The sequence below is a fragment of the Paracoccus actinidiae genome (assembly GCF_030863885.1).
Taxonomy (GTDB): Bacteria; Pseudomonadota; Alphaproteobacteria; order Rhodobacterales; family Rhodobacteraceae; genus Paracoccus; species Paracoccus everestensis.
In genome coordinates this window covers 4,182,569-4,206,856 of the sequence record NZ_CP132956.1, presented here as the reverse complement: position 1 = coordinate 4,206,856, position 24,288 = coordinate 4,182,569, and the positions used below count along the sequence as shown (strand labels likewise).

At 60.1% G+C, this 24,288-nt stretch carries 16 protein-coding genes, 4 pseudogenes and 1 other annotated feature; of the genes and pseudogenes, 7 read left to right on the top strand and 13 right to left on the bottom strand.

Annotated elements, in window-relative coordinates; all coding sequences use genetic code 11:
• Nucleotides 1–7: 7 nt before the first annotated feature.
• A complete protein-coding gene (locus tag Q5701_RS20870) occupies nt 8–3,493 on the top strand; it encodes a CHAT domain-containing tetratricopeptide repeat protein (RefSeq protein ID WP_306752861.1) in 3,486 nt (1,161 codons plus the stop codon).
• A gap of 68 nt (nt 3,494–3,561) precedes the next feature.
• Here the strand turns inward: Q5701_RS20870 and Q5701_RS20865 are convergent, their stop codons facing one another.
• From Q5701_RS20865 to Q5701_RS22985, 7 genes and pseudogenes are all read right to left on the bottom strand, one after another.
• Entirely contained in the window at nt 3,562–3,924 is a 363-nt protein-coding gene (locus Q5701_RS20865; protein WP_306752860.1) for a hypothetical protein, read from the bottom strand.
• 159 nt (nt 3,925–4,083) lie between these two features.
• Nucleotides 4,084–4,209 (bottom strand): hypothetical protein, encoded by a 126-nt coding sequence (locus Q5701_RS20860; RefSeq protein ID WP_306752859.1) that lies wholly within the window; start codon nt 4,207–4,209, stop codon nt 4,084–4,086.
• Between the two features lie 232 nt (nt 4,210–4,441).
• Nucleotides 4,442–4,759: pseudogene (locus Q5701_RS23115) on the bottom strand (IS30 family transposase); the annotation flags it as partial.
• A pseudogene (locus Q5701_RS22995) lies at nt 4,677–4,946 on the bottom strand (DDE-type integrase/transposase/recombinase); the annotation flags it as partial. The pseudogenes Q5701_RS23115 and Q5701_RS22995, both read right to left, overlap by 83 nt.
• Before the next feature lie 191 nt (nt 4,947–5,137).
• Nucleotides 5,138–5,370: pseudogene (locus Q5701_RS22990) on the bottom strand (IS3 family transposase); the annotation flags it as partial.
• Nucleotides 5,371–5,555: 185 nt separating this feature from the next.
• Nucleotides 5,556–5,672: a sequence feature (AL1L pseudoknot), on the bottom strand.
• A 141-nt stretch (nt 5,673–5,813) separates the two neighbouring features.
• On the bottom strand, nt 5,814–5,960 hold the full coding sequence (locus Q5701_RS20845) for a hypothetical protein (protein ID WP_306752857.1): 147 nt from the start codon (nt 5,958–5,960) through the stop codon (nt 5,814–5,816).
• A gap of 43 nt (nt 5,961–6,003) precedes the next feature.
• Nucleotides 6,004–6,663, bottom strand: a pseudogene (locus tag Q5701_RS22985) (ArdC-like ssDNA-binding domain-containing protein); the annotation flags it as partial.
• A gap of 281 nt (nt 6,664–6,944) precedes the next feature.
• Here Q5701_RS22985 and Q5701_RS20840 point away from each other — a divergent pair.
• Nucleotides 6,945–8,057 (top strand): metallophosphoesterase family protein, encoded by a 1,113-nt coding sequence (locus Q5701_RS20840; RefSeq protein ID WP_306752856.1) that lies wholly within the window; start codon nt 6,945–6,947, stop codon nt 8,055–8,057.
• Nucleotides 8,054–10,681, top strand: coding sequence for an AAA family ATPase (locus Q5701_RS20835; protein WP_306752855.1), 2,628 nt, complete (start codon nt 8,054–8,056; stop codon nt 10,679–10,681). The genes Q5701_RS20840 and Q5701_RS20835 overlap by 4 nt, the downstream gene beginning before the upstream one ends.
• 160 nt (nt 10,682–10,841) lie before the next feature.
• On the opposite strand, the gene Q5701_RS20830 is transcribed toward Q5701_RS20835, so the two are convergent.
• The 3 genes from Q5701_RS20830 to Q5701_RS20820 form a co-directional block, all read right to left on the bottom strand.
• The gene (locus tag Q5701_RS20830; RefSeq protein ID WP_306752854.1) at nt 10,842–11,873 is read right to left on the bottom strand and encodes a polysaccharide pyruvyl transferase family protein; all 1,032 of its coding nucleotides are present in this window, start codon (nt 11,871–11,873) and stop codon (nt 10,842–10,844) included.
• A 55-nt stretch (nt 11,874–11,928) separates the two neighbouring features.
• Nucleotides 11,929–12,837 (bottom strand): glycosyltransferase family 8 protein, encoded by a 909-nt coding sequence (locus tag Q5701_RS20825; protein ID WP_306752853.1) that lies wholly within the window; start codon nt 12,835–12,837, stop codon nt 11,929–11,931.
• A gap of 267 nt (nt 12,838–13,104) precedes the next feature.
• Nucleotides 13,105–13,359: a hypothetical protein gene (locus Q5701_RS20820; protein ID WP_306752851.1), complete on the bottom strand. Its 255-nt coding sequence runs from the start codon at nt 13,357–13,359 to the stop codon at nt 13,105–13,107.
• A gap of 457 nt (nt 13,360–13,816) precedes the next feature.
• Here Q5701_RS20820 and Q5701_RS20815 point away from each other — a divergent pair, with 457 nt between their 5' ends.
• Nucleotides 13,817–14,074: a hypothetical protein gene (locus Q5701_RS20815; protein ID WP_306752850.1), complete on the top strand. Its 258-nt coding sequence runs from the start codon at nt 13,817–13,819 to the stop codon at nt 14,072–14,074.
• 11 nt (nt 14,075–14,085) lie between these two features.
• Nucleotides 14,086–16,230, top strand: coding sequence for an acyltransferase family protein (locus Q5701_RS20810; RefSeq protein ID WP_306752849.1), 2,145 nt, complete (start codon nt 14,086–14,088; stop codon nt 16,228–16,230).
• Between the two features lie 274 nt (nt 16,231–16,504).
• Here Q5701_RS20810 and Q5701_RS20805 read toward each other — a convergent pair whose 3' ends face one another.
• The 3 genes from Q5701_RS20805 to Q5701_RS20795 form a co-directional block, all read right to left on the bottom strand.
• Nucleotides 16,505–20,824: an AMP-binding protein gene (locus Q5701_RS20805; protein WP_306752848.1), complete on the bottom strand. Its 4,320-nt coding sequence runs from the start codon at nt 20,822–20,824 to the stop codon at nt 16,505–16,507.
• Between the two features lie 116 nt (nt 20,825–20,940).
• Nucleotides 20,941–22,197: a MobQ family relaxase gene (mobQ, locus tag Q5701_RS20800; RefSeq protein WP_306752847.1), complete on the bottom strand. Its 1,257-nt coding sequence runs from the start codon at nt 22,195–22,197 to the stop codon at nt 20,941–20,943.
• 552 nt (nt 22,198–22,749) lie between these two features.
• Nucleotides 22,750–23,106, bottom strand: coding sequence for a response regulator (locus Q5701_RS20795; RefSeq protein ID WP_306752846.1), 357 nt, complete (start codon nt 23,104–23,106; stop codon nt 22,750–22,752).
• Between the two features lie 182 nt (nt 23,107–23,288).
• On the opposite strand from Q5701_RS20795, the gene Q5701_RS20790 reads away from it, so the two are divergent.
• Nucleotides 23,289–23,501 carry a hypothetical protein gene (locus tag Q5701_RS20790; RefSeq protein ID WP_306752844.1) on the top strand — a complete coding sequence of 71 codons (213 nt, stop codon included), beginning with the start codon at nt 23,289–23,291 and terminating at the stop codon, nt 23,499–23,501.
• A gap of 439 nt (nt 23,502–23,940) precedes the next feature.
• Nucleotides 23,941–24,192, top strand: a complete 252-nt coding sequence (locus tag Q5701_RS20785) for a hypothetical protein (RefSeq protein ID WP_306752843.1) — start codon at nt 23,941–23,943, stop codon at nt 24,190–24,192.
• Nucleotides 24,193–24,288: the final 96 nt, after the last annotated feature.

Sequence of the window (24,288 nt, the reverse complement as noted above, 5' to 3'; positions counted from 1 at the left end):
TGCTACCATGCTGCCGTGGGTTCGGTCGGTCGCAACGGCCGAGGAGCCTGCCGATTGCGATTGGTCAGGTTTGAAGATCGTCGCGCAGTTGTCCCTTCAGGCGGAAGATTATAACGCCGCTGCGGCGGACTTCCCAGACACGATTCAGTGCATGGAAAGCATGCCGGCTGGTTGGTATGCACGTACGCGTCTCTCCGATGCTTACTCGGGCTACGGGGATACTCTAAGGGGGCTGCGACGCTTCGACGATGCGATTGCAGCCTACACAAAAGCAGAGGATCTTGCGCGAAAGCCAGACGGCGATACTGTTGATCTTGCGCGCGCTGTGGGAGGGATCGGCAAGACGCTCTTGGAGCGCGGCGACCAGGTCGGTGCCGAGGCTAAACTAAAAGCTGCTCTACTAACGATCCCCAACGATAGGCGCGACTACGTTTATATAGATTTGCAGCACTCTTTAGTTTCGCTTTACGCCAAGTTCGGCCGATGGACGGACGTAATAAATACAAGCCTTGAGACGATCAGGTTCATAGAATCAAACACGGATCTGTTTGGCGGATTACCTGAGTACTATCGATTCAATCGTGATCTTGGCAGAGCCTATGCCGCTCAATCTGACCTCAGCCCCGCTGAAGCGGCCGTTCGCAAAGCGATCGATATTGCAGAGAGGCAGCAGAAAAGCCACAGAAATTATATGTGGGACATTGGCCGAATCGTCGAGCGGGACCAGCGATATTTCGACAAGATCGCACCAGTTGGTCGCCCGACACCGCGCGGCCGACAGCTCCAGGAGCGGGCGGCCATCTATACGAGCCCTAACGTCGCCGAAGGGCATCAGATCCTAGCCGAATTGTACATGCGGATGGACCGCACCGACGACGCTGAGCGCCTGCTGCGAATGACAATATCGGCGTACGAGTTAGCAGGAGAAGTCAGCATTGAGTATGTTACGGCGCTCCGTCAACTTAGCGAAATTCTCCGCGATAAAGGTGAGTGTGGCGAGGTTTTGGAGTTACTTAGCGCTCAGATCAAAATAATTGAAAGGGAATTTCCCGGTTCTTGCCCAGGTACATGTACGCTCCACAATGACTTGGCATTTGCCTACATCTGCCAAGGGCGTTTTGCAGAGGCATTAGGTTACTTGGAGCAAGCAGTTGAGGAGATGAAGGGGACTGCCCCGCTGGATGAACTTGACTCTCTTACGGTTGAGTTAAACCGCGCCCGTCTGCTGCTTGATTTAGGCCGAGGCGAGGAGGCGCTACCGATCGTACGCAGAATCCGCGAGCGTCTGGGACAAACGAAAGATGACAGTCCGGCCCGCACTTCACTGGCACGAAGTGCCCGCCTCCTCGCCGCGCGCATTTTGCTTGATCAGGGCAACACGGCCTCAGCCATTGAAAATATGCAAGAGCTCATCGCCGATGTGCGTGCGACTGGGAACCCATCGGACATTGCTGACCTTGCCGAGTTCGAGTTGGCCTTTGCAGAGATCTTAGTAGGTAGTGGTGAGTTCGTCGATGCCAAAGAGTGGCTTGTAAAAGCGTTAGACGACCTTTCACGAATTGGCTCGAAATCATCGCTTCATGCGGCAGAAGCGCTCCAACTTCTCGTTGTTGCCAATATGGGGCTCGGCGTGTTTGACGACGGCGAAGCCAAACTAAAGGAAGCGATAGCAATTGCGAAGGCGCAGTTGTCTGACGACCATCCTGGGATCGCGCGCCTGGAACTTTCATTGGGCGCTTACTATTTAGCCGCGCGGAGAACCGCGGAGGCGGAAGCTCCCCTTCGGCAAGCTGTTCAGACCTTCAGGAACCGTGGTTGGTTGCTGGGACTCGACGAACAGGGCGAGACTGCTGGAGAATTTCAAAGCGCGCAGGAGGCCTTCAAGACCTATTTGGCGTACCTCATGCGGCGCATGGCAGATGACTCAACGACTGTAGGTACCTATCTTTCACCTTCTTTTGAGATGGCGCAACTTGTCCGCGCGACCACTCCCTCGGAGGCGTTGCTTCTGCAGAGCATCGAGCGAAACCAAACCGACGCGAAGCTTGTCGGTCTGCATCGGGAACACCGCGACTTATTGCATACTCTGGCACAACTGGAACAGGACGTCCTCCGAATGGTACGGCTTCCAGAGGCGGAAAGGAACAAAACAGCTGAAACCACGGTACGTACTAAGATAGCGTCTGCGAGCGTGCGAATTGCCGAAGTTCGCGCGATCTTGGGCGAGGATCCGCGTAGCCGAGAAAGTGTGCTCAACCCTCCTCCTCTGCCCATCACTACGGTTCAGAAGTTGCTGAGACCGGGGGAGGCTCTAGTTCTTTATTTAATAGACCGCGGCGGGACCGGCGCTTGGGTTGTGCGCAGCAATGAAGCACAATTCAAACTACTTCCCGAGACCGAAGATATCCTTGCTCCGCTGCTGTCGCCGCTTCGAGCATCCTTGAGCGCGCCGGAGCCTTCCGCTTTTGATGTCAATCTGGCGCACGCGGCCCACGACCTGTTGATTGCGCCGCTGATGGAGAATCTAGGTGAAGTTGACCACGTCTATTTGGTGCCCGATGGGATACTTCAAACGATCCCAATCGGAGTATTTGTCAAGTCCGCTGCTCCTAACGAAAATTGGAAGAGTGGCGATTATCGGGAAATTGATTGGCTGGCGAGCCGTTACGCTGTTTCGGTCCTTCCTTCGGCGAGTTCGCTTGCGCTGGTCGCCGGCCGTACTCCGAACAACCGAGCGGATCTAGAACTTCTGGGATTTGGAAATCCTCAACTGGGAGATCATCGCCAGGCCCCCGGCTCTACGCCGGTAATTTTGTCGCAGGTCGGCGGTGTGGCCAACTGCGACGCCATCGCTCAACTTCCGCCGATTGACGATATCTTGCGCCCGCTTCTACCGCAGACAGCAAGAGCTCTTGGGTTGGGCTCGAACTGGCCCTTCATCGTTGAAGGTGGGCAGGCGACCGAGTTCGCGTTCCGTCGCCAACCCCTAAAGCGATTCCGTACCATCGTCCTCGCTACGCACGGGATTTCGGTAGACAAGTACTCGACGCTTCCAATTGTTGCTGAGCCGGCCCTCATTCTTTCTCCTCCGGAGCAAGGCGGGTGCCAAACGTCGGCCGACGATGGATTGCTTACCGCAAGCGAAATCGAATCTCTGCGGTTCGAGGCGAACGTTGTGCTTCTGATAGCTTGCAGTACCGCCAGTGGCGGTGACGATCGCGGGGCTGAGGCCTTCGCCGGACTCGCGAAGGCCTTTTTTCTGGCCGGCGCGCGTTCAGTTGTGGCTTCCTACTGGGACGTAAACGCGCAGGCCTCGGCAGCGATTGTGACGATGGCCGCCGCTCGGCTGCACAAGGGCACCTCACGATCATTTGGAGATGCGCTGAACGAAGCCGCCCTTGCCGTGGCGCACACGGACGAGCTGTTTTCTCACCCACACTACTGGGCGCCATTCGCCATCGCTGGCAATGGAAACGCATTGTATGAACCGTGACATGAAATGCGCATGTAGCCTAATCATGGTTGAATGGTCGACGCACTTGATCTCGGTTTGACGACATTTCAGTCCGCTCCCAAATAGGGAGTGATGACTTCCGTGCCGATCGCCAGCAACTGCTCATCCGAGCAAGCCTCAATTAGGGATCTTAGCGTAGCATCATTGCCAAACGTCAGATTAAAGGCAGCGAAGTAACAGCCAGGACAACTGTTTGAATGGGCAAATGCGAGTAAGTCCGCCAGCATATTGACCTGTTTTTCATCCTTCAGTGCCCCAATCTTCTGCGACCAATTGCTCGCCAGAAACTCGCTCTGACATTCGGCTGCTCTTGCTGGGACAATCGGTTGAATCATTACAGCCGCGAATAACAGAGCAAGACTTAGCACTTTACGGAAAAGAGTGGTATCGAAGCTTCCACGTCCTTTCATTTGACATGCTCCGGATGAACGCCCGCATGCAATCGCATGAACGTCGTGATGGTAGCACGTCCGAGGGGCGTGCCGCCATCTGCTTATCCCACCTGCACTGCGACGGAATGAAGTCGGTCGCCGCCGAACCGCCCATTTGGTACTTGGCCACGGCGAAGCTTACCTGATTGCGTCCTCGAGCTTCGCCGGCCCGGGAAGCGCCACCACCGAGGCGCGACTTGGGTCGAGCGCGGCGTAGACGCCAAGCATCTTCGCGGCGGTCTCGATCTGCGGAGCCTGAATCATGGCCACCCATCTTCGACAGTTAAAATCTTAAGCCCCTGATATTGCTACCCCGGATTAGCGGATTTGCCACAACACGAGGGTTCAGGCGGGCTTTTTGATGTCGAGTGCGTCGAAGAGACTCCTTTGGCCTCGGCTTTCGTCGTCATGGGTTTCTTGCTCATCTTCGCTCCATAAGGGCTACGATGAGCCAAAAACCCTCCATCACGCAATCTGCCTAATCTGTCCCATGGGCGCTGACGTCAGACACCCCGGTCATCCGAGCACATTCCAAGGCTATTTCCTCACGCTCAGAAAAGGAAAGATTGCGGCTTTTCGGCTGCGGTGAAGATGGGGCCAGATGTGTGGGAGGCATTCCGCCAGAACTCCGAAACCAGCGGCTTCCGACAGGAGCAGAGACACCGGCTACAATACCTGCCTCTTCACTGGAGAGGCCTGCCGCGATCTCCTGCCAGAACCGACACAGATGCTCACGCTGCCAGATGGGCGGCCGTCCTGGCGAGGACAATTTGCGCCGCGTGGATCGTTTGGATTTTCGGCTTCCTGTCGTCATCTACACCTCCAAGTTCAGGGTGTTGCGACAACCGGTTAAATACGCCTTGGCTGCTGCGGTCCGAATGATGGATCAGCTTGTCAGCTTCGGATGGTGCCCTCTGGCAGATGGCCTGGTTCAGGGCATCGAGAACAAAACCGGTCGTCATCGAGGTTGAGACGCGCCAGCCAACGATCTTCCGGGCGAAGACGTCGAGGAATGAGGAGGGTCAGAAAACAGTCCTCGGATGGTGCCCTCTGGCAGATGGCCTGGTTCAGGGCATCGAGAACAAAACCGGTCGTCATCGAGGTTGAGACGCGCCAGCCAACGATCTTCCGGGCGAAGACGTCGAGGAATGAGGAGGGTCAGAAAACAGTCCAGTGGACTGTTTTCCCGACGAATGGCGACATACACCATCCCTTGCCAGCTTGAGACATAGGTGAAGTCGCTGACCCAGAGCTGGTTCGGCATGTCTGCCTTGAAGGCCTGGTTCACCTTGTCGTCCGGGCATGGCTGGGCAATATCGGGATTGGTCGTGACCACCTTCTTGCCGCGCACAACGCCTTGCAATCCCATCGTCTTCATCAGCCGCTCGACGGTGCGAGCCGGGCAATCTCGCGTCCTTCGCGGCGGTGAGGGCAAGCCCGTCATCGGTTCAAGGGCAGCCCGAACGGTGCCAAACCTTGCACGCGCCATAACGGCCCCCGCTGTCATCGAAGGCCTCCTTGAGGGCAGCCAGGTCGAGGCCATCCTGTTTGGCCCGATCCGATGCCAGGGCGGGGTCTCGCTCCCCAGCCTTGAAGCTGTAGAATGTCGATGGTGCGATCCCCAGAACCCGGCAGATCGGCCCGACACCATGGACACAACGGTGATCATCGATAAACGCGATCATCTGCGGAACGGGCGGTCGAGCTCCGCCGCTGCGAAATATGCGCTGGCCTTCTTCAGGATCTCATTGGCCTGGCGCAATTCACGGACCTCGCGCTCCAGTTCCTTGATCCTGTCCTTCTCGGCGCTCGTCGGTCCGCCGCGCTGACCGGCATCACGTTCGGCCTGCTGGCACCACACGCGTAGGCTATCGGGCGAACAGCCAAGCCTCACGCGCGATCGCCCTGTAGGCGGCCGCGTCGCTGGCATAGTCGCCACGGTTCTCTCGGAAAAGCCGAACACCGCGTTCGCGAAGCTCGGCCGGATAGGCGGGGGTAAATCTCGGCTTTGACATAGGGCTCATCCTTTGAGTGTTTTACTCTCCGGCAAACCCGGGGCGGTTCATGGCCGTTCTCGTGTAGCCAGACACCGTAAAACGATGGTGCATCCCTGAACGCCGCAAAGTCCGGCATGAACACTGTGTCCGACGATGAACAGTAACAGGCTTCTGAACCCCCGAAGACGGTCCTGATCCCCAGGTTGGCGATAAAGGTCTCCGCCTGCGCCATACGCTCGTCTTCAGACAGGAGGCATGTCGGGGGACGTTCGTATCCGTCCACCTGTGCGACATTGAACACCGAGAAGGCTTTGGCAAACATCCGGACACGGCTGCTGTTGTCATCGTCATCGTCATCGTCATCTGCGGCGTCGGATGAGGCGACCTGGCCTCCACAGCACGACGGTGGTCGAGCATTCGCCCTTGCGCACCTGCGCACCGAGCGCAGATAGGTGCCCCACAGACCATCGTTGTAACCGTCCGTCATGGCAGCCGCCCACAGCGCCACGGTGTTGATGCCACGGTAACGCCTGCCGGACGCGACGTTGGTCGGCCGGGCGGCACTGGTTCCGTTGTGGAACCATGGCGCATGCCACTCCCCTGCCCCTTGCTCAATGGCCGCGATGATCTCGGCCGTGACCCGCGTGTAAACATCGGCACGCGCTCCGGGCTTTACGCCGGGAGACTTCGTGACGGCTCCCGGGAAGGGCCACGAACCCACAGGATCGCCACAGCTTGCGGAAGGCGTCGGGCTGGGTAGTGCGATTGTGTCTGGGCATCGGGATGTCCTCCGACAGGCGCTGGAGGCCTCTCCTCCTGCTCTCAACCCGTCACAAAACACCCGGCAGGTCTCTGCCTCTCAAGCACAGGCAGCGCAGGTGAAGGGGGCAGACTGCAAGCAAAAGCAGGATTTCCACGCCTCTTGGGGGTTGCCGAGCTCGCAAGGTGCGTGGTTTGTTCTCGGTCCGCACTCTTTGCCGACTTGAAGGACCCCTGCCCCCGATGTTCCGCTTCCTGCACTCCTCCGATCTGCACCTGGGCAAGGCCTTCGGCGGCTATCCCGAGGGGATCCGCAACCGCCTGCGCGAGGCCCGCCACGGCGCCATCGCGCGGCTGGCGCAGGCGGCGCGCGACGGCGGCGCGGGTGTTGTGCTGCTGGCGGGCGATACCTTCGATGCCGAGACCCCGGCGCCCGACACCCTGCGCCACGCCTTGCGCGCCATGGCGGCCGAGGCCGACATCACCTGGGTGCTGCTGCCCGGCAACCACGACAGCCTGGCCGCGACGGAACTGTGGCGCCGCATTGCCTCGGACGCGCCTGCGAACCTGCGGGCGATCACCAGTTCCGATCCGGTGGACCTCGCCCCCGGCGTGGTGATCCTGCCCGCCCCCTGCACGCAGCGCCGCCCCGGCCGCGACCTGACCGAGGCCATGGCCGCCCCCACCCCGGACGGCTGCCTGCGCATCGGCCTGGGCCATGGCGCCATTGCCGATTTCTCGGGCGAGGAAGGCGCGGCAGGCATCATCGCCCCGGATCGGGCACGGCTGGCGGGCCTGGATTATCTGGCCCTTGGCGACTGGCACGGGCAGATGCAGGTGAACGCCGCCACCTGGTATTCCGGCACACCCGAGGCCGACGGCTTCAAGCATGCCGCCCCCTGCGGCGCCCTGTTGGTCACGCTGGATGGCACGGCCGACGTGCGCCCGGTGGAAACCGGCAGCATGGGCTGGCAGGTGGTGAGCCTGGACCTGCTGCCGGGCGACGAGCCCCTGGCGCGGCTGGATGCCGCCCTGCCCCCACTGAGCCTGCGCCGCAACCTGCTGGTGCGGCTGGTGGCGACCGGGCGGCTGCCGCTGGCCGACCGTGCCGCGCTTGACGCAGCCGCCCAAGCGGCAGGCCCCGACTTCGGCTGGTTCAGACATGACCTGTCGGCTCTGGCGACCGAGGCACGTCCCGACGACCTGGACGGGATCGACCGGGCGGGCGCCCTGCGGCGGGCCGCCGAGGCGCTGCTGGCCGAGGCGCAGGATCCCGCCCTGGGCGCGGCGGAACGCGACATCGCGGCATCGGCTCTGGCGCGGCTCTACGGCCTGGCCCAAGAGGTGCAGGCATGAAGATCCGCGCCCTTCAGCTGACCAACGTGCGGCGGTTTGCCGGACGGACCGCCCGGATCGAGGGGATTGGCGACGGTATCACCGTGCTCTGCGAGCCCAATGAATTCGGCAAGTCCACCTTCTTCGACGCCATTCATGCGCTGTTCTTCGAACGTCACCGCGCCACCAAGTCTGCGGTCAAGGCGCTGCAACCCCATGCGGGCGGCGCCCCCGAGGTGGCGATAGAGATCGAGCTGCCCGAGGGTCCCTTTCGCATCGAGAAGCGGTGGCTGTCGCGCGCAGGGGCCAGGGTGATGCACGACGGACGGCTCCTGGTGCAGGACGATGAGGCCGAGGCCTGGATTGACGCCCTGCTGGGTGGCGGCCTGTCGGCGCCCTCGGGTCTTCTCTGGGTGCGCCAGGGCCTTCTGGGACTGGAGCCGGAAGGCAGTTCAGCGAGCGACAAGTCCGATCGGGAACGGGCGTTGTCGGCGCGGCGGAACCTCTTGTCCTCGGTCGCGGGCGAGATCGAGATGATGACCGGCGGGCGCAGGCTGGACGGGGTCGTGGCGCGGGTGGGCGATGCGCTTGCCCGGCTGGCCACCTCGACCGGCCGTCCCAAGGCGGGCGGCGAATGGGCGCGGGCCGAGGCCGAGGCGGATGCCCTGCGCGCCGAGGAGGCCGAGCTTGCTGCCAAGGCCGCGCGCCTGTCGGGCGATCTGGCGCGCCGCAGCGAGGCGCAGCGCCAGCTTGCCACGCTGGACAACCCGTCCGAGGATCAGCGTCGCGCCGAGGCCTTGGCCGCAGCCCGCACTGCCCTGGCCGATGCCGAGGCTCATGCCGACCGGCTGGGGGCGGCGCAGCGTGCCCTGGCCCTGGCACGCGCCACCGATGACAATACCCGCGCCGGGATCGAGCGGCTGGAAACGCTGGCTGACCGCGCGACCGGCGCCGGACAAGCCCTTGCCGCCGCGCGGGACGACGCCGCCCGCCACGAGGCCCGGGCCACCGGCTTGGCCGAAATCGACCGCGACGCGGCTGCCGCCCTGCGCGAGGCCGAGGGGCGCACGCGCGCGCTGCGCGACCGCCTGGCCCTGGCGCAGCGGTCGCGCCTGGCCCGTGCGGCACAGGACCGGGCCGAACAGATGGCCCGCACCCTGGCCGAGGCCGAACGCCTGCGCGCCGCCATTGAGACTGAGCGGGCGCAGCGCGGCCTGCTGGTGGTGACGCCCCAGGCGCTTGCCGCCGCCGAACAGGCCAGCGACGCATTGAACCGCGCCGAGGCCCACCTTGCCGCGCAGTCGGTCAGTGTCAGCTTCGGCTATGCCGGCGCCACCCGGGTCCGTGCCGATGGCATGGACCTGCCCGAGGGGCCGCACCGCATGACCGGCCCGCGCGACTTCGACCTGCCGGGCATCGGCACCATGCGCATCGACCCCGGCACCCGCGCCACCGGCGACGAGGCGCAGCTGGACAAGGCGGCGGCGGCCTTGGCCCAGCGGCTGGCTGCCTGCGGGGCCGAGGATCTCGCCCAGGCGCGTGCCAGGCTGTTCGAGGCGCAACGCCTGGACGACACGCTGCGCAGCACCCAAGGCCTGCTGGCCCAGCTTGCCCCCGATGGTCTGGACGCGCTGCGCCAGGCCCATGCCCAGGGCTTGGCCGAGGCTGGAGTGGCGGTGGACGAGGCCGAGGATCCCGCCTCCCTGGAGGTCGAGCTGGCAGAGGCCGTCCTTGCCGAGGACCGCTGCCGCGCCGCCGCCACCGAGGCGCAGGCCGCCCTGCAGGTCGCGGCCGAGGCGCGGGCGGGCGCAAGCGCCACCCTTGCCGCCGCCCTGCGCGCCCATGATGCGGCCGCAGCTGAGGCGGGCGATCCTGCGGACCTGACTGCGCGGCTGCAGGGTCTGCGCGAAGCGGGCACCGGCCATCAGGCGCGCCTGACCGATGCACAGGTCGAATGCGCGCGGCTGGAACAGGCGGCCCCCGATCTCGACATGGCCCGCGCCGCCCTTTCGCGGGCGCAGGCGGTGGCGGACCAGGCGAAGGCGCAGCGCGACCGGCTGCGCGAGGATCTGGCGATGCTGAACGGGTCCATCGGCACCCTGGCCGAGGAAGGCATCGAGGAGCATCTGGACGAGGTGCGCGGCAGGCTTGCCGAGGCAGGAACCCGCGCCGCGCGATACGGGACCGAGGTGCAGGTCCTGTTCCGCCTGCGCCAGGCGCTTGACGAGGCCCGGCGGCAGGCGCGGGACGCCTATCTGGGGCCGGTGCTGCGCGAACTGCAGCCGCTGTTGTCCGTCATCCATCCCGGCGCCACGCTGCAGATCGACGACCAGACCCTGCTGCCCTCGGCGCTGACCCGAGACGGCCAGGCCGAGACACTGGACATCCTGTCGGGCGGCACACGGGAACAGGTGGCGATCCTGACCCGCCTGGCCTTCGCGCGTCTGTTCGCCCGCAGGGGCACTCAGGTGCCGGTGATCCTGGACGACGCCCTGGTCCACAGCGACGACGACCGGATCGAGGCGATGTTCACCGCGCTCCACCGCGTGGCGCAGGACCAGCAGATCCTCGTCCTGACCTGCCGCCAGCGGGCCTTTGCCGCCTTGGGCGGTGAAAGGGCGCGGGTCGTGGTGGAGGCGGTCTGATGACTGCATCCCAAGGCATGAGCCAGGGACATCGAACGTCGGTGAAGGGCGGCAAAGCAGACGTTCGTGTGCCCTGCAGAAAATGTCGTTCAGCTATTCCACAGGCGCTTTGGGGTGCGAAGTTCTGCTGGAGACGCTATTTCTGCGGATCATCATTGGTCTACGAAAGCTTCCCCTTTCGACGTTTGCGTTTCCACGATTTGAAGCTTTTGCGCCACGCTCGTATCCTGCTATCTGGCGGAACGAGGTGGGCGCGCAGTTCCGGCTCGGCTGGAACTGTCAAGGCAAGGGCGAACTCCTTGTCGAAATCTGAAAGAGACAGGATTGCCGCATCCTTGATCGACGCCGCCTTTTCTCTAGCCTCCTTTGAGAGGCATCGTTCAAGAGCGGCGGAAAGATCCTCCTCGCTCGCAAGGTCCGCATCGAACACCTCGTCCCAACCTAAGTGGCGCGCTTGCCGCATGACCTTGTCGCCTCCGGCGACAGGGTCGATTGCAACGACCGGAACGCCGTTCTTCAGGGCCAGGACCATGCCGTGAAGCCTTGTCGTCAGCATGACATCGAGCCGATTGCAAATCGCCTCGAACTGAGATCCGTTGGACAAGCCGAACCGATTGATCTCGACTGGCACGGATGTATCCATCTCGATGAAAGCTGCACCTGTGTTCTGAATAAGGCGGCGCAACTTCTCGGCCGCGAGGTCGCCTCTGCGTCGTCCGCCATATTCCCGCTGCGCGCTCGCAAGACACAAACCGACCACAGGGATGCGAGCGGAGACCTCCCGAAAACTCAGATCGGCTCTAACCATACGGTCACTGTCACGCTCCAGCAGAACCTCAAACGGATTGAAGTCCTGGATGCTCTTCACCATCGTCAGGTTCACGCCGATATGGACGCAGTGCTGAAACCGTCCGAAAATGGCGTCATGCTGCACTGCCATTTCTGGGGTAAAGGGCCCGCAGATCACGACCAGATGCGTATAGCGCGCAGGCTCCAAAGTATGTTTGTCCAACCACGTTGCGTCCACGGACAGGCTCGCGTCAGTATATGGAGAAACATCGTAATTTATTCCTAGTGCGTCCAGCCTGCTCTCGATCTGCCGCAGGACCTCGACATCCCCTACCGTCGAAAAGTGGCCGACAAGAAGCGCCCGGGAAACGTTTCGCTCTGTTGGGCTTGAAAGGCGCGTCATCTCAATCTCGCTCCTGAAATGCGCCGTGCATCCACCTTGGCGCAAACTGCCTTGGTCAGACAGGCATTAAATGAGGGTGCTTTTGCAGAAAACGCCGCAAGGTCCGCTGATAGATCAAGGTGGCCCGGCCACGCGAAGACCAGATATCCCATTGCACACGCCGCCAAGGCTTTTCAGGGCCATGATAGTGTAGGATGAAAGGGGCTCCCAGCATGACCCCTTCTGTGGGAGTTCCCGATCGTGCAAGAAACTTCCGGTGTTTACGGACTCGGCCCCAGGACGCATTCCATCCCAAATCCAGTTGCACCACGTTGCCGTTGAACAAGGCATTCAGGTGATCCTGATCGCCATGACTACAAGCAGATGCCGCCACAACGTCCTCGATACGAGCGAGCAACTTTGGCTCAGCGCGCAGCCTGTCGCAATTCAACAAAAGAACTCCAGCGTTGAAATAGTCTTGCGAGGACGCAGGCTTCATGAACTGCTGGATTTCTGCCAGTCGAGCCTTGCGCTCGAGCGAGTTTTCATCCGGATTAGCGAGCCAATGAGCTATCGTATAGTCACGAACCACCCCGGCATAGGCATCGCCCAGGTCGATTTCGAACGCCCTAGCGACATCACCTGTCACCAGCGTGTCGCCGTCAATGTAAAGCACATAACCGTCGATCATGCGGGGAATGAACAGGCGACCCATCGTGGCTGCAGAAATATAGCTTTGCGGGCCATGCGCGCCATCAAGATACCCGTTGCTGATGTCCTTGCAGATCAGCTTGATCAAAGGGTTTTCCGAGACGACGTTCCGGACATCCGCCCAGTCCGCAGGTTCAAGACCATTTCCCCATATGTGCAATTCGGCGGGGCTATCCAGATGTTGCAGCAAGCTCCAGACTGACAGCAGCGTTGGCCTCAGAAAGCCTTTGTCGGTAACATAGGCAACCTTGACCTTGTGTGACGTGCCAGCCAATGAAAACCCCTTTGTTCTGAGTCTGAGGAATTTTGTATTTAGGTTTCGAAGACTCGGCAATGTTGTCGTTGTTCATTCCCCAACGCCTTGCTGTGTATCCTCTCTCCTTATTGAGGTCTCGTCTTCTTCGGCGGAAACTCTGCCCGTTAGGCCCTGACTGACCTATCAAACGGCCGCTGGACCTTGCCGCGGATGGTGCCAGGGGCAGGTTGGCCAAGGCGGATAAGCCCGCAGCCGCCACTCAACACAGTTCAAGTCCCGCCGCCGTCAGCCGACTTCGTTTTCCAGCGGGATGATCGACAGTTCCTGAACCGGAGCGTTGTCCCGTATCGCCCGCGCGAGACGTTCCACGTCGATGTCGAGATCATAGGCCGAGGCCAGAAGCGTATAGCGACGCAGGCCGCCTGCGCGGTCATATTCAACCGAAAGAGGGCCGGCGCGAATACCCCGGACAGCCAGGAGGCGTCCAAGCTGGGCGCCGTCGTAGGTGCTGTCCCCATTCACGGCGATCTTGATGCGCATGACAGGCAGGGGCGGACTGTAGGGAGCAGGATATGTGATTTGGCAGCGTTCATCAGCCTAAAGCTTCTTCGCTTGGTGCTGGCGTAGGCTGACGGGGTTCCCTGCAAGGGGTGTCAGCCGGTCCGGGCTGCCTATCTACCGAAAAGCGCACGACGTAGGAACCACAGGTAGTGCTATAGCTGTCCTAAAGGTTAGCTATCTATTTATCCCTAAGAGTCTATTAAATTTACTAGAAAAACTTTCTTTTTGTATTTTGGTTCTTGGCTAATAAGCAAGACCGCAGCTTATTTGATGAGGTTCATGCATCGATGACGACACATCAGCGCCATCTCGCAAAGCACCATTTTGGGTCTCTGAATGGACTAAGGTGCCTGTGTGCGCAGGGCAGCTTAAGACTCAGAGTTCGGCATTCTGTTTCATCGTTTTTTACCCTAGGGCGAGCCCATTGAACGGGACGATGCCGATCTGCTTGGGATCACCGGGCCGGTTCTGCGGGACCAGCGGATCCCTATATCTGGCAACCCAGGATCTGGCCGATCCGCGCAGCCCTGCCAATTTCGCGCCGGACGGCCATTTCACCCACCCCATGAACGAGGCCTTTGGCGCCGCTTTCCGGCAACTGTTGCCGACCACCGGCTGGACCCCGGCCAAGGTGCAGGCTGCCACCAACGACGCCCCCCAGGTCAGCCGCATTCTGGGCATGCCGCACATCTAGGATCAGAGCCGATGAAATACCGTCCCGAAATCGATGGCCTGCGGTCGGTGGCGGTGCTGCCGGTGATCCTGTTCCATGCCGGGCTGGGGATCTTTTCGGGCGGCTATGTCGGCGTCGACATCTTCTTCGTCATCTCGGGTTATCTGATCACCACCATCATCCTAAGCCAGATCATCGCCGGACGATTTTCGCTGCTCGAATTCTATTCGCGCCGTTCGCGCCGGATCCTGCCGGCGCTGTTTCTGGTCATCGCCTGCACCATCCCGCTGGCTTTCCTCCTGATGCTGCCCAGCCAGTTCAATGACTTCAGCCAGAGCGTAGCGGCCGTCACTATCTTCGCCTCGAACATCCTGTTCTGGAAGGAAAGCGGCTATTTCGCCGCCGCTGCCGAACTGAAGCCGCTTCTACACACCTGGTCTCTGGCGGTCGAGGAGCAGTATTACGTCCTCTTCCCCCTGCTGCTGCTGGGCCTGTGGCGGCTGGGCGCACGCCCGGCACTGATGGTGCTGGGGGTAATTTTTGGCGCCAGCCTGATCGCTAGCCAGTTCTTGTCCACCCGCGCTCCCGACGCCAATTTCTTCCTGCTGCTCAGCCGCGCCTGGGAACTGCTGGCCGGATCGCTCTGCGCCATCTGGATCCTCAAGCGCGGCCGGTCCGGCCATGCCCTGGCCTCGACCCTGGGGCTAGGACTGATCCTGGCGTCAATCTTTCTCTATGATGGCGACACGCCCTTTCCCTCGGTCTATGCCTTGGCCCCGGTGGCGGGCACGGCGCTGATCATCCTCTTTGCGGACGGGGGCACCCCGGTCGGCCGGCTGCTGGCGATGCGCGGGCCGGTCTTCATCGGCTTGATCAGCTATTCCGCCTACCTGTGGCACCAGCCGCTGTTCGCCCTGGCCCGGCTGGCCAGCCCGGATCACCCACCGATGGCCGTGATGATGGCTCTGGCGGCGCTGTCGATCGGGCTGGCTTTTCTCAGCTGGAAATATGTCGAGCAGCCGACCCGGCACTATCCCTGGCCGGTCCGGCGCATTTTGGGCACGACAGTCGCTGCCTCTGTCCTGATCGCTTCAGTGGGATTAGCGCTGAACTATACGGGCGCCCAGCAGGCCTATTCCACTGCCAGCCTGTCGGAGCAGCCGACCCGGCACTATCCCTGGCCGGTCCGGCGCATTTTGGGCACGACAGTCGCTGCCTCTGTCCTGATCGCTTCAGTGGGATTAGCGCTGAACTATACGGGCGCCCAGCAGGCCTATTCCACTGCCAGCCTGTCGCCGCAGAACCGCCCCCTTTTGGACCAGATCACCCGGATGGCCGAGATGGATCATTTTGCCACAGACGACAGCGATCCCTGCCGTTTCTTTGTCAGCGACTACAATGCAGCGACGGATGCCCGCGTTTTGCGCTGCTCTGCCGAACATGGTCCGGCCCTGGCGATCTTTGGCGATTCCCATGCTCTCGACACCTGGTCAGCAATGTATGCCGCCTCGGATCGTCCTTTCCTGCTGGGCCTATCCCAGCAGGAGTGCCGCCCCCATGTCGCTGGAACTGACTGCACCACGACCAATTTGCCACGGTTCCTGGAACGACATGCCAACCGGATCGGCTCGGCCGTCTATGTGCAGGCAGGCTTCTGGCTGCTGACCGATCAGAACGGCGAGCCGCGCGCCCGTCACCTGTTCACCGATGGCAGCGACCTGCGGCCGCAGCTTGACGAGGCCGCCATAAATCAGGTCTTCGCGGTGCTAGAACATTTCAACGCCGTCGTGCCCGTCACTTGGTTCGGGCCTAGGATAGAGCCGCATGTCGCACCCGAAACCATGCTGTCGATCGCCTGCGACCGCTCGTCCGACCTTCTGCGCCTGCGCCCCGCCCATCAGGAAATCTTCGAGCGACTCGAGGGCCGTTTGGCCGATCAGGCGGCCGACAGCGGCATCGGCTATATCCGGGTGCTGCCGGTGCTGAACTTCGACATTGGCCGTGATCTTTACGACTGCGAGCATCTCTACTGGTCGGACGGCGATCACTGGAGCCCGGAAGGCGAGGCTCGGTTCGGCGTCCGCATGACCCCGGCGATCGAAGCGACGATGCCGCCCTTGCAAGAGGACATCCACAATGTCTCTACACCGCCCTTAGGACACGCTGCCTCTTGGTAGTGAAGCGCTCGGGATCGATATCGCAGGTGGTCAGCAGGATATGCGCATGCAGAGTTAATTGAACTCCGAGGGGGCGGAAACAATTAAATGAAACAATTACGGGAAGGTGTGCAGCTAGAGGTTGAACGGAGGGAGGGCGTGAGAGAGGTAGATTGGATATCGAGTTCGATGATAAGGCATGAAACGATCACTGACTGCCCCCCCTTACCTTCAAGCGTTGCTCCAGTCTGTATGAGGATTATGGCCGGAAGCAGGAAGGGTTGCATAGGTGCTGTCAGAAAGTGCTTTCTTCAGGTTCCGTCTTATTCACCGCCATGGAATCTATTCTTTCCTCTTTGAAACCAAATCTGTGACTGTTTTTCCTCCAGATTAGATAAATTCGATCCCAGATGCGGTGCAATATTACTCCTCCTACCAAAGCAATTATAAAAGCTAATAGGTTTAGATTAAGGGGTTCTGGCAAGTACTTCGCCACCGATCTAAACTGAAAGTGCGTGAGATATATAAACAGTGATGCAGCGGCTACACGGGTTATTGGAATCGCTGCAATTTTAGGGAAAGGTAGGCGCGGCACAGCAAGAATTACAATGAAGGCCAATGCCGTCAGGAACTGGGGAGCGCCGTCTACCATCACAAAGTTTAGGCTTAGCACAGCAAGTGTAAGCAACGTAGCAAGAATCCTTTGTAACCGTGATATTGCTTGCGCAAGACACCAACCTAACGTGAAAATCCAAAGCTTCTCATGAACAACGCGGTCGTAAAGATAATCTGTATTCCATACTGCTCCAATCGCATAGCATATAAAAACGCTGGCACATACAGAGAAACATGCGCATTCGAAAGGTCGTTCACGTATCGCCTGTCGAACAGGCGGAAAAGCTAATACTGCAGCTAGTACGAGTAGGCATTGCACTAATACGTCCACAAACCAGTAAGTCAAGCCACCGACCGCATTTGGCCCGAGCAGGTTGCCTAGCATTAATAGCGTCAGTGGCTCGGGTTTGGCGAAGGCAGTTTGAATTAGAATAGAATAAAGTATTGTTGGTATTACAATTAGAGCGACAAGGTTGAGGATTGGTACAATGCTATTTTGTCGTAAAACGGCGGGTATTTGAAAACGTCCAAAACTATGTCCAGCGATGAAGAAGAGTGCAGAAGTCGCGCCGCCATATGCAATCAACCCGAAATGGCCCGCAACCACGGCAGCGATTGAGACAGCACGCATAAGAACGGGCGTCTCCACCAGACGGATATGACGGAACCACTCTGCACTCTGCAGGCCGCTTTCAGTATTGTTGGAAGATGCTGCCCCAAGTTCGGCAAGGGAACTCAAGGGAAGGGTATCCCATTGCCTGGGAAGCGAACCCAAGCGCGCCTCTAACGCGAGCGAAACTGAAAGGTAGCTGAGAGAGTCGACTCCGAGGTCACGTACACAGGAGGTTGGAGACACCGATGCGCGTCCCAGAACATCAGCCACAGCCCCTGCCAGCGCAGCGGCTTCTGGCGTAATCATACCAGACCGGTCGCTTCTATGGGTCTGGCTGCTCCCGTTTACACCCCGCTCATTAAGCAGATCCTGCTTCAGAATACTGTCAGGATCTGGAAGGGCAGCTCGGTCAATTTTTCCGTTAGCTGTTAAGGGAAGACGATCAAGGAGAACTACCACACGGGGCACCATGGCAGCAGGAAGATTCTGGCGGCAGCTTTCCAGCAGCATCTCACTGTTAACTGGAGTATCGGTCCCAACGGTGCCGCTGCCAGTTTTAGCTACCGCATAAGCCACGAGTTCAGTTTCCCCGTCTGCGCCAGGTCGAGCGATGGTCAGGGCCTGCGCGATGTCTGCACGACTTTCGAGGTGGCGAGAGACTTCAGCAGGCTCAACACGGAACCCGCGAATTTTAACTTGATCGTCTGCCCGGCCTAGCACCAACACATCGCCGGAAGGCATTCGTAAACCCAAGTCGCCTGTACGATGGCGCAGGGGCAGACCGGTACTTCCACGACCCAATTGCACCTTATCATCCGCAGCGTCGTAGTAGCCCAAGGCCAGATCGTCTCCCTCCACAACGATTTCTGCGGGTTCCCCTATTGCGGCGGCACGTCCATCGAACTCCAGCACCAACCTTCGCGACCCTGCACTGTGGCCCACAGGGCATATGTCCCAATGGCGAGCGGCGGCTTTTCCGTCCCCACTTTCTTGATCTTCCATCTCCCCGGGAGCGAGGTCATAAAGGCTAGCCGCCTGTGGTGTCTCAGTAGCACCATAAAGGTTGGAGATTGCCGCCTTCGGCGCAATAGCTTGGAAAACAGCGATAGCATCCGCAGTCAACATGTCGCCACCGAACGTCGCATGCCGCAGGGTCGGCAGTGTTCTGCCGCGTGCGCCGAATGCGAGGAAACGGGCGAGTTGCGGCGTGAGGTGCAGCATCGTTGGACGAACGGAAGAAAGCCATTCGAAGAGTGCATAAGGATCACGCCGCGTATCTTCCGAAGGTACATGTAGCATGGCGCCAGATGTCAGCGGCAGTAGTACATCGCGCAGCATAGGATCATGACCTAGTCCTCCGAGAAGGGCAAAGCGATCGTCGGCTGTAATCGCGCGATCCATACGAGTGCGTTCAAGGAAGCGGCAAAGTCCTCGGCCGTCTGCGAGAACGCATTTGGGACGGCCTGTGGTTCCAGAGGTGAAAAGCGCATAACGTGCAGCGCCCGGCAATGGCACCAAGGGCGTCTCAATCCCGGTGTTGAGCAAAACTAGTGCCCCCGAAGCGAGATTGATTACAGAAGGAGATCCCATATCTCGATCTTTATGATGGGTGCCATTGCCCCTCCCAGCGTCCGGATCTGATCTATACGCTGTGGCAAACTCCGATGCGGCTGCCCTTAATCGCAGGATAGGGCGCAGAGCATTGTCCATCGCGCAGCGCCGATTTGGGGGATAATCGGGATCGTAGACGGCAAAAACTGCTCCTACACGGTCGGCAGCAAGAATAGCCGTGGCGGTAGCCAAACCACGGGGCAACTCGATCGCCAGTGCATTTCCTGGTCCGGCACCGCGCGCAATAAGCGCTTCCGCCAAAATGTCTACATCGTGCTTCAATACATTGTAGCTGAGCGTTCCGGTCGAGGCGACAATTGCAGTTCTCTCTGGATCCTCTTTGGCAATCTGCGCCACGCGAGCGCTTATTGAGGTATCGGGCTCTGGTTCTCTGGTTCTAATAGCAGAGGTGACCACAGCAGGATGTGTTCCCGACAGGCTTATGTCGCGTATCGGACGTACATCATTAAGAATATCGCTGGAAAGAAGGGCAGTGATATGGTCGAGAACTATCTCTGCGCGCCACGCGTGTAGGCGCTTTACAGGATAAGAAAGGCTAAGATCCAGTCTCCCTTCTGTCTGCAAGATATGAAAATTAAGATCAAAATCGGACTGCCAGCCAACTCGTCGGTCGCCCGGAATGCGGAAGCCATCGAGATCTAGAGTTTCTAGGCCTGGGTACCAGTTAATGCCGAAGCGGGGATGGACGCCCGTCTCGCGGATGATCTCATGGTAAGGTAGCGTTTCATGACGTAGGCTCGCACGAACGGCACAACGCACAACACGAGCATGATCAGCAAAACTCTTATCGGGGTTGGGAACCGCAAGAACCGGCAAGGCATTCGAAAATACGCCGATGACGTTTTCTCGTTCGGGGTGAGCCCGACGGCCTGAACTCTGGAACGTTGCGCAGCTGGCAGATCGGCCCGTCTGCCGGCTGAGAACCAGTAGATAAGCGGCAAATGTAGCTTCGAAGGTCGTCACACCTGCCGCTCGCGCTGCAGCGGTTAGGCGGCGCAACGCATCTGGGCCGAGCCGCTTGATTACTTCGTCCCGAGTAGTTGCTTCACCGTTCGATGAAGGCTTCAGAAGTGGCAGCGGTCCGGCAGCAGCGGCGTTTGCCAAAGCATGCTGCCAATAGGTACGATCCGACTGATCTGACCGCTCGATGCCATTTTCGAAGGCTAGGCCCCCGTGTTGCCCAAGATCATCATTTTTCGTGGCAGTGGTAAAGGAGCCAAGAATTCTACTGTGGTGGCGTATGGTGTAATTATCCGAAATCCGATCAACCACGAGGCCGAGGCTCACAGCATCAGCCACGGCATGGTGCAAGGCCAATGTTAGAAGATGGCTTCCAGTAGGCAAGCGTGCGATGTGCAACTTACAGGGCGGCTCCTTGAGCGGGCCAGGACCTCCATGGATAAAGGCTGTTGCGTCGCCCACTGCTTCTATTTCGCTATGCACGGAAACCTGGCGTATTCCCAAAGCGCGCACCCCTACGGGGTGCCAGGTAAATCGTCCGATGCCTAAGTGGCTGAAGGCTGCACCAAGTGCAGGAGTCTCCGTAATTATACGCTCCACCGAGTGACGCAGGCGCGAAACGGAAACTTCAGATGGCAAAACGAAGGTGAGAGGCAAATAATAGCTTTGCGAGCCTCCCAATGAAGCAAGAAGATATCGTTCCTGGTTAGGTGTACAGGGATATGAATTTGTTACGGATGAACAACCCAACCGTGATGGAACAGCGTTAATGATATCGCGCAGGTTATATTTCATTGCTTCCTTAGGGGTATTGTTCGCAGCCTATGTCAGCAACGCGCGCTTCAACCCGCTTGCTCCTGTACTACAACAGATCACAACATCGATATTCATACACTTGAGAGAAACCAAGGCTAAAGGCTGTGGTCATCGCCCAAATCGCGATCATGCCCTTTCCGCTCCCGTTCGCGGACCCGTTCCTGCTCCATGACGCGCTCGGCCTCTAGCGCCCGCTGGTGTTCCTCGGCCAGGCGCTCCTGCTGCAAGCTTGCGGCGCGCTCGGCTAGCCCATCCCGGTCTATCCCGCGCGCCGCCTCCCGCAACCGCTCGGCTAGGCTCCTGGTGTCCGGCTCCCATGCCTGGCCAAGCTCGGTGGCGGGATGATCCCGCTGCACCTCCCGAAGCGCGTACAATCCTGTCCCGATATCCCGGTCTGCGTCCCGGCCTAGGATCTCTTGCAGCCGCGTGGCGATATCCAACCGTTCCCGGTGCCGCCCGCCTCCGGCATGCGCCAGTTCATGCCCCGGTGCCAGGCGTTCCAGCGTCCGCCCGAGCCAGTCCCGCACCTGCCCGGACAGCTCCTGGGCGATCCGTGCAACCTCGACGGCCTGCGCCTTGACCTCGCGCCACAGCTGCACCGCCGCGACCTCGATGCCGCGCTCCTTCATCTGCCAGGCGCCAACGGACAGCTGCGGCAAGGGCGCCCGGTCCAGCTCCACGGCCCGCACTGTCTCGCGCAGGGCCAAGGCCTCGTCGCCCCGCTCCCGCGCCTGCAGAGAGCGCTCCAGGGCCGCCTCACGCTGCGCCTCCAGTGTCCGATGGTCGATCCGCACTTCATGGCCGCAACGCTCCAGGGCGTGGTTGCTGTCCCGCGCCCAGACCTCGCGCCAGTCCTCTAGCATCTCCTTGGCGTTCCAGTTGCGGTTCTTGGCGGTGAAGCCTTCAGAGCCGATCTCGCGGGTGGTGAGCAGGATATGCGCATGGTGATTGCGCTCGTCGCCTTCCCGCCCCGGTGCGTGCAGGGCGATGTCCGCGACCATGCCGCGGTCCACGAAGGACCGCTGGCAGAAGTTGCGCACCAGTTCGATGCGCTCATCGCGATCCAGCTCGGCCGGCAGCGCCACGCGGATCTCGCGGGCGACCTGGCTGTTCTTGCGCGTCTCGGCCTGCTCGACAGCATTCCACAGCGCGGCGCGATCCTGGACCCACGCGGGCGAACGCTCGGGAGCAAGGATCTCGACATGCTCGACGCCACTGCGCGCCCGGTAGTCGAAGGAAAGCCCTGTGCGATGATCGTGGATACGCTCAGCGCTGCGATAGGCTGCCGCCGCCGTGGCGCTGCGCCCAGCCGAGCGGGAAATCATCGTGGCTCGGAGGTGATAGATCGCCATACTCGTGTCGCGCTCAAGCCAGGGGTTCAAAGGGGAGTGCAACAGCCCCTTTGCCCACACAAACGCGCAGCGTTTGTATAAGTGGGCACTTCGTGTCTTGAACCGTAACCGCTCTGGGATCAGTCTGGCAACTATTAGACGAACGGGGGATTACAAAAATGGCACGTACCATTGATCAGCAGATTGCCGAAGCCCAGGCTGAGAACGGCGGTGAGAAACTAGTCCACGGAAGCGGCGGCATGGAGCTGCTGCGGGCGGCGTAAAAGTCGTCCACCTTTTCCCTTTCTGCGGCAGCAGGGAGGGCGCGAGGATTTTCAGCGCCAATGCGCCATGGCACGCGCCAGCTCTATGGTAAGCGCGCGCGCCATGGCGCAGGCCACCGCCACCTGGCCTGGTTTTACGCCGCCGCGTGGCCGGGTTTTGCACCGACGTTGACACGCAGGAAGCTTTTTGGAAACAGAAGGCGGCTCTACCTGTCCTGCGCAGGCAGACATGGGACGTATCTTGATGTCCCGGGACGCGCGATGGCCTCTTGATCCGACAGCTGAGTTGTCAGGCGGCTCGGCTGAAATGAGCATTCAGAGATGCAATAATCTCTTGCTCGCGGATCGGCTTTTCAACGAAGCCGATCGGCTGTGCCGGCTGTGCCTGGAACCTCGTTTCCTCGTCAAGCGATGCGCTGACAAACAGGCACCGGACCTCATGGTCTTGCCAGAGTTTCAGAGCCGTATCGACGCCGTTCGTTCCGCCAGCAAGCCGGATGTCCATGGTCGCAAGGTCAACGGATCCTTCTGTCGCCAGCCGCAGCGCGGCCTCCATGTTCCGGGCGATACCCGCAACCTCATAGCCCGCATCAACAAGAAGCCAGGACAGGTCGAGAGCAAGGATCGCCTCGTCCTCGACGATCATAATCCGATGCGGCATTCAGCGTCCTGAGAAGAGATGCAGGCGACAGCCGCCAACATGGTTAACAAGTGCGCGGTAGCCTGAGTTCCGCGCCTTAGACCATCGTTACCTGCGCAGCGGCTTGGATCGATGACCCCGTTCAGGACGGCCTGGCGCTCCGGAGCGCAGTCGGCAAAGGTGCTGACATGATCCATCCTCCCAAACAAGAGGATAACAGACAATGCTTTTTGGGAATCCCTCCGCGGTTCACGCTTTTATCGAAACGCTTTAAACCTTTATTTCAGCTGCTTGCGGAATTTGAAGATCAACACCGACTCTGTGGCCTGAGCCAAGTGCTTCAATTTCGCGGCAAGCTGCAACTCGTCATTCGGAATGATCATGACCACCTCGGAATATGATGATGCCCTGGAGGGCAGGCTAATCCATTTGCGCAATTACTGTGAGCCGCACCCCCACACGAAACAAGTATTCCATGATCCAATGTGGCGAAAAGACAGGATCTTGGTCAGGCTTCCTGCATAAAGCTTTCGGCGCCTTCCAGCGCAACAATGAAGGCTTTCGGCCCGTTGCTCCCTCCCGCCTACCTTGCTGGACGGCAATCAAGCATGCGGGGGGTAAATGTCAGCGCGGGATTGCGGGACCACAGTGCTCCTTCAACGACGCGCCACATCCTCGGCAGTGTTTACGACATGGTCTCATGCTTTCTGAACATGTCCGCCTTGCCGGCTGGGCGTGAAGCCCGCGCATTCGACTGCCATCCGCCAAGCGTCAAACGGAACAGGAATGACCCGTGGGAGTTGAGTTCACCATGCCAGCAACACCTGACGGAGCTGAAACATGATTACCCATGTCGAAGCTGCCCGGATGAAGGATGAGAAGCTCATCCGTGCCGTGCGCAGTGCAGAGGACGAGAGTGGCTTCAAGACCGGGATCCGCTATTCCGCCCTGGGCCGTCATCTGGTCCAGGTCGCCCTTATCCCGAAGAGGCACTGGTGGATATGCGATATGGATGATGAGGACAGGCTCTGGAATTGCCGGATAATGGCCGCAGAGGACTATACGCGGATATGCGAGAGCCCCTTGAACTGAAGCGCTGCTCACACCTGGCCCCGTCGCGCATGACGTGCCAGAACTTGCACGACATAGGACGGCGGCTCGCACCTTGCATGGGAAGGCAGTCGAGAC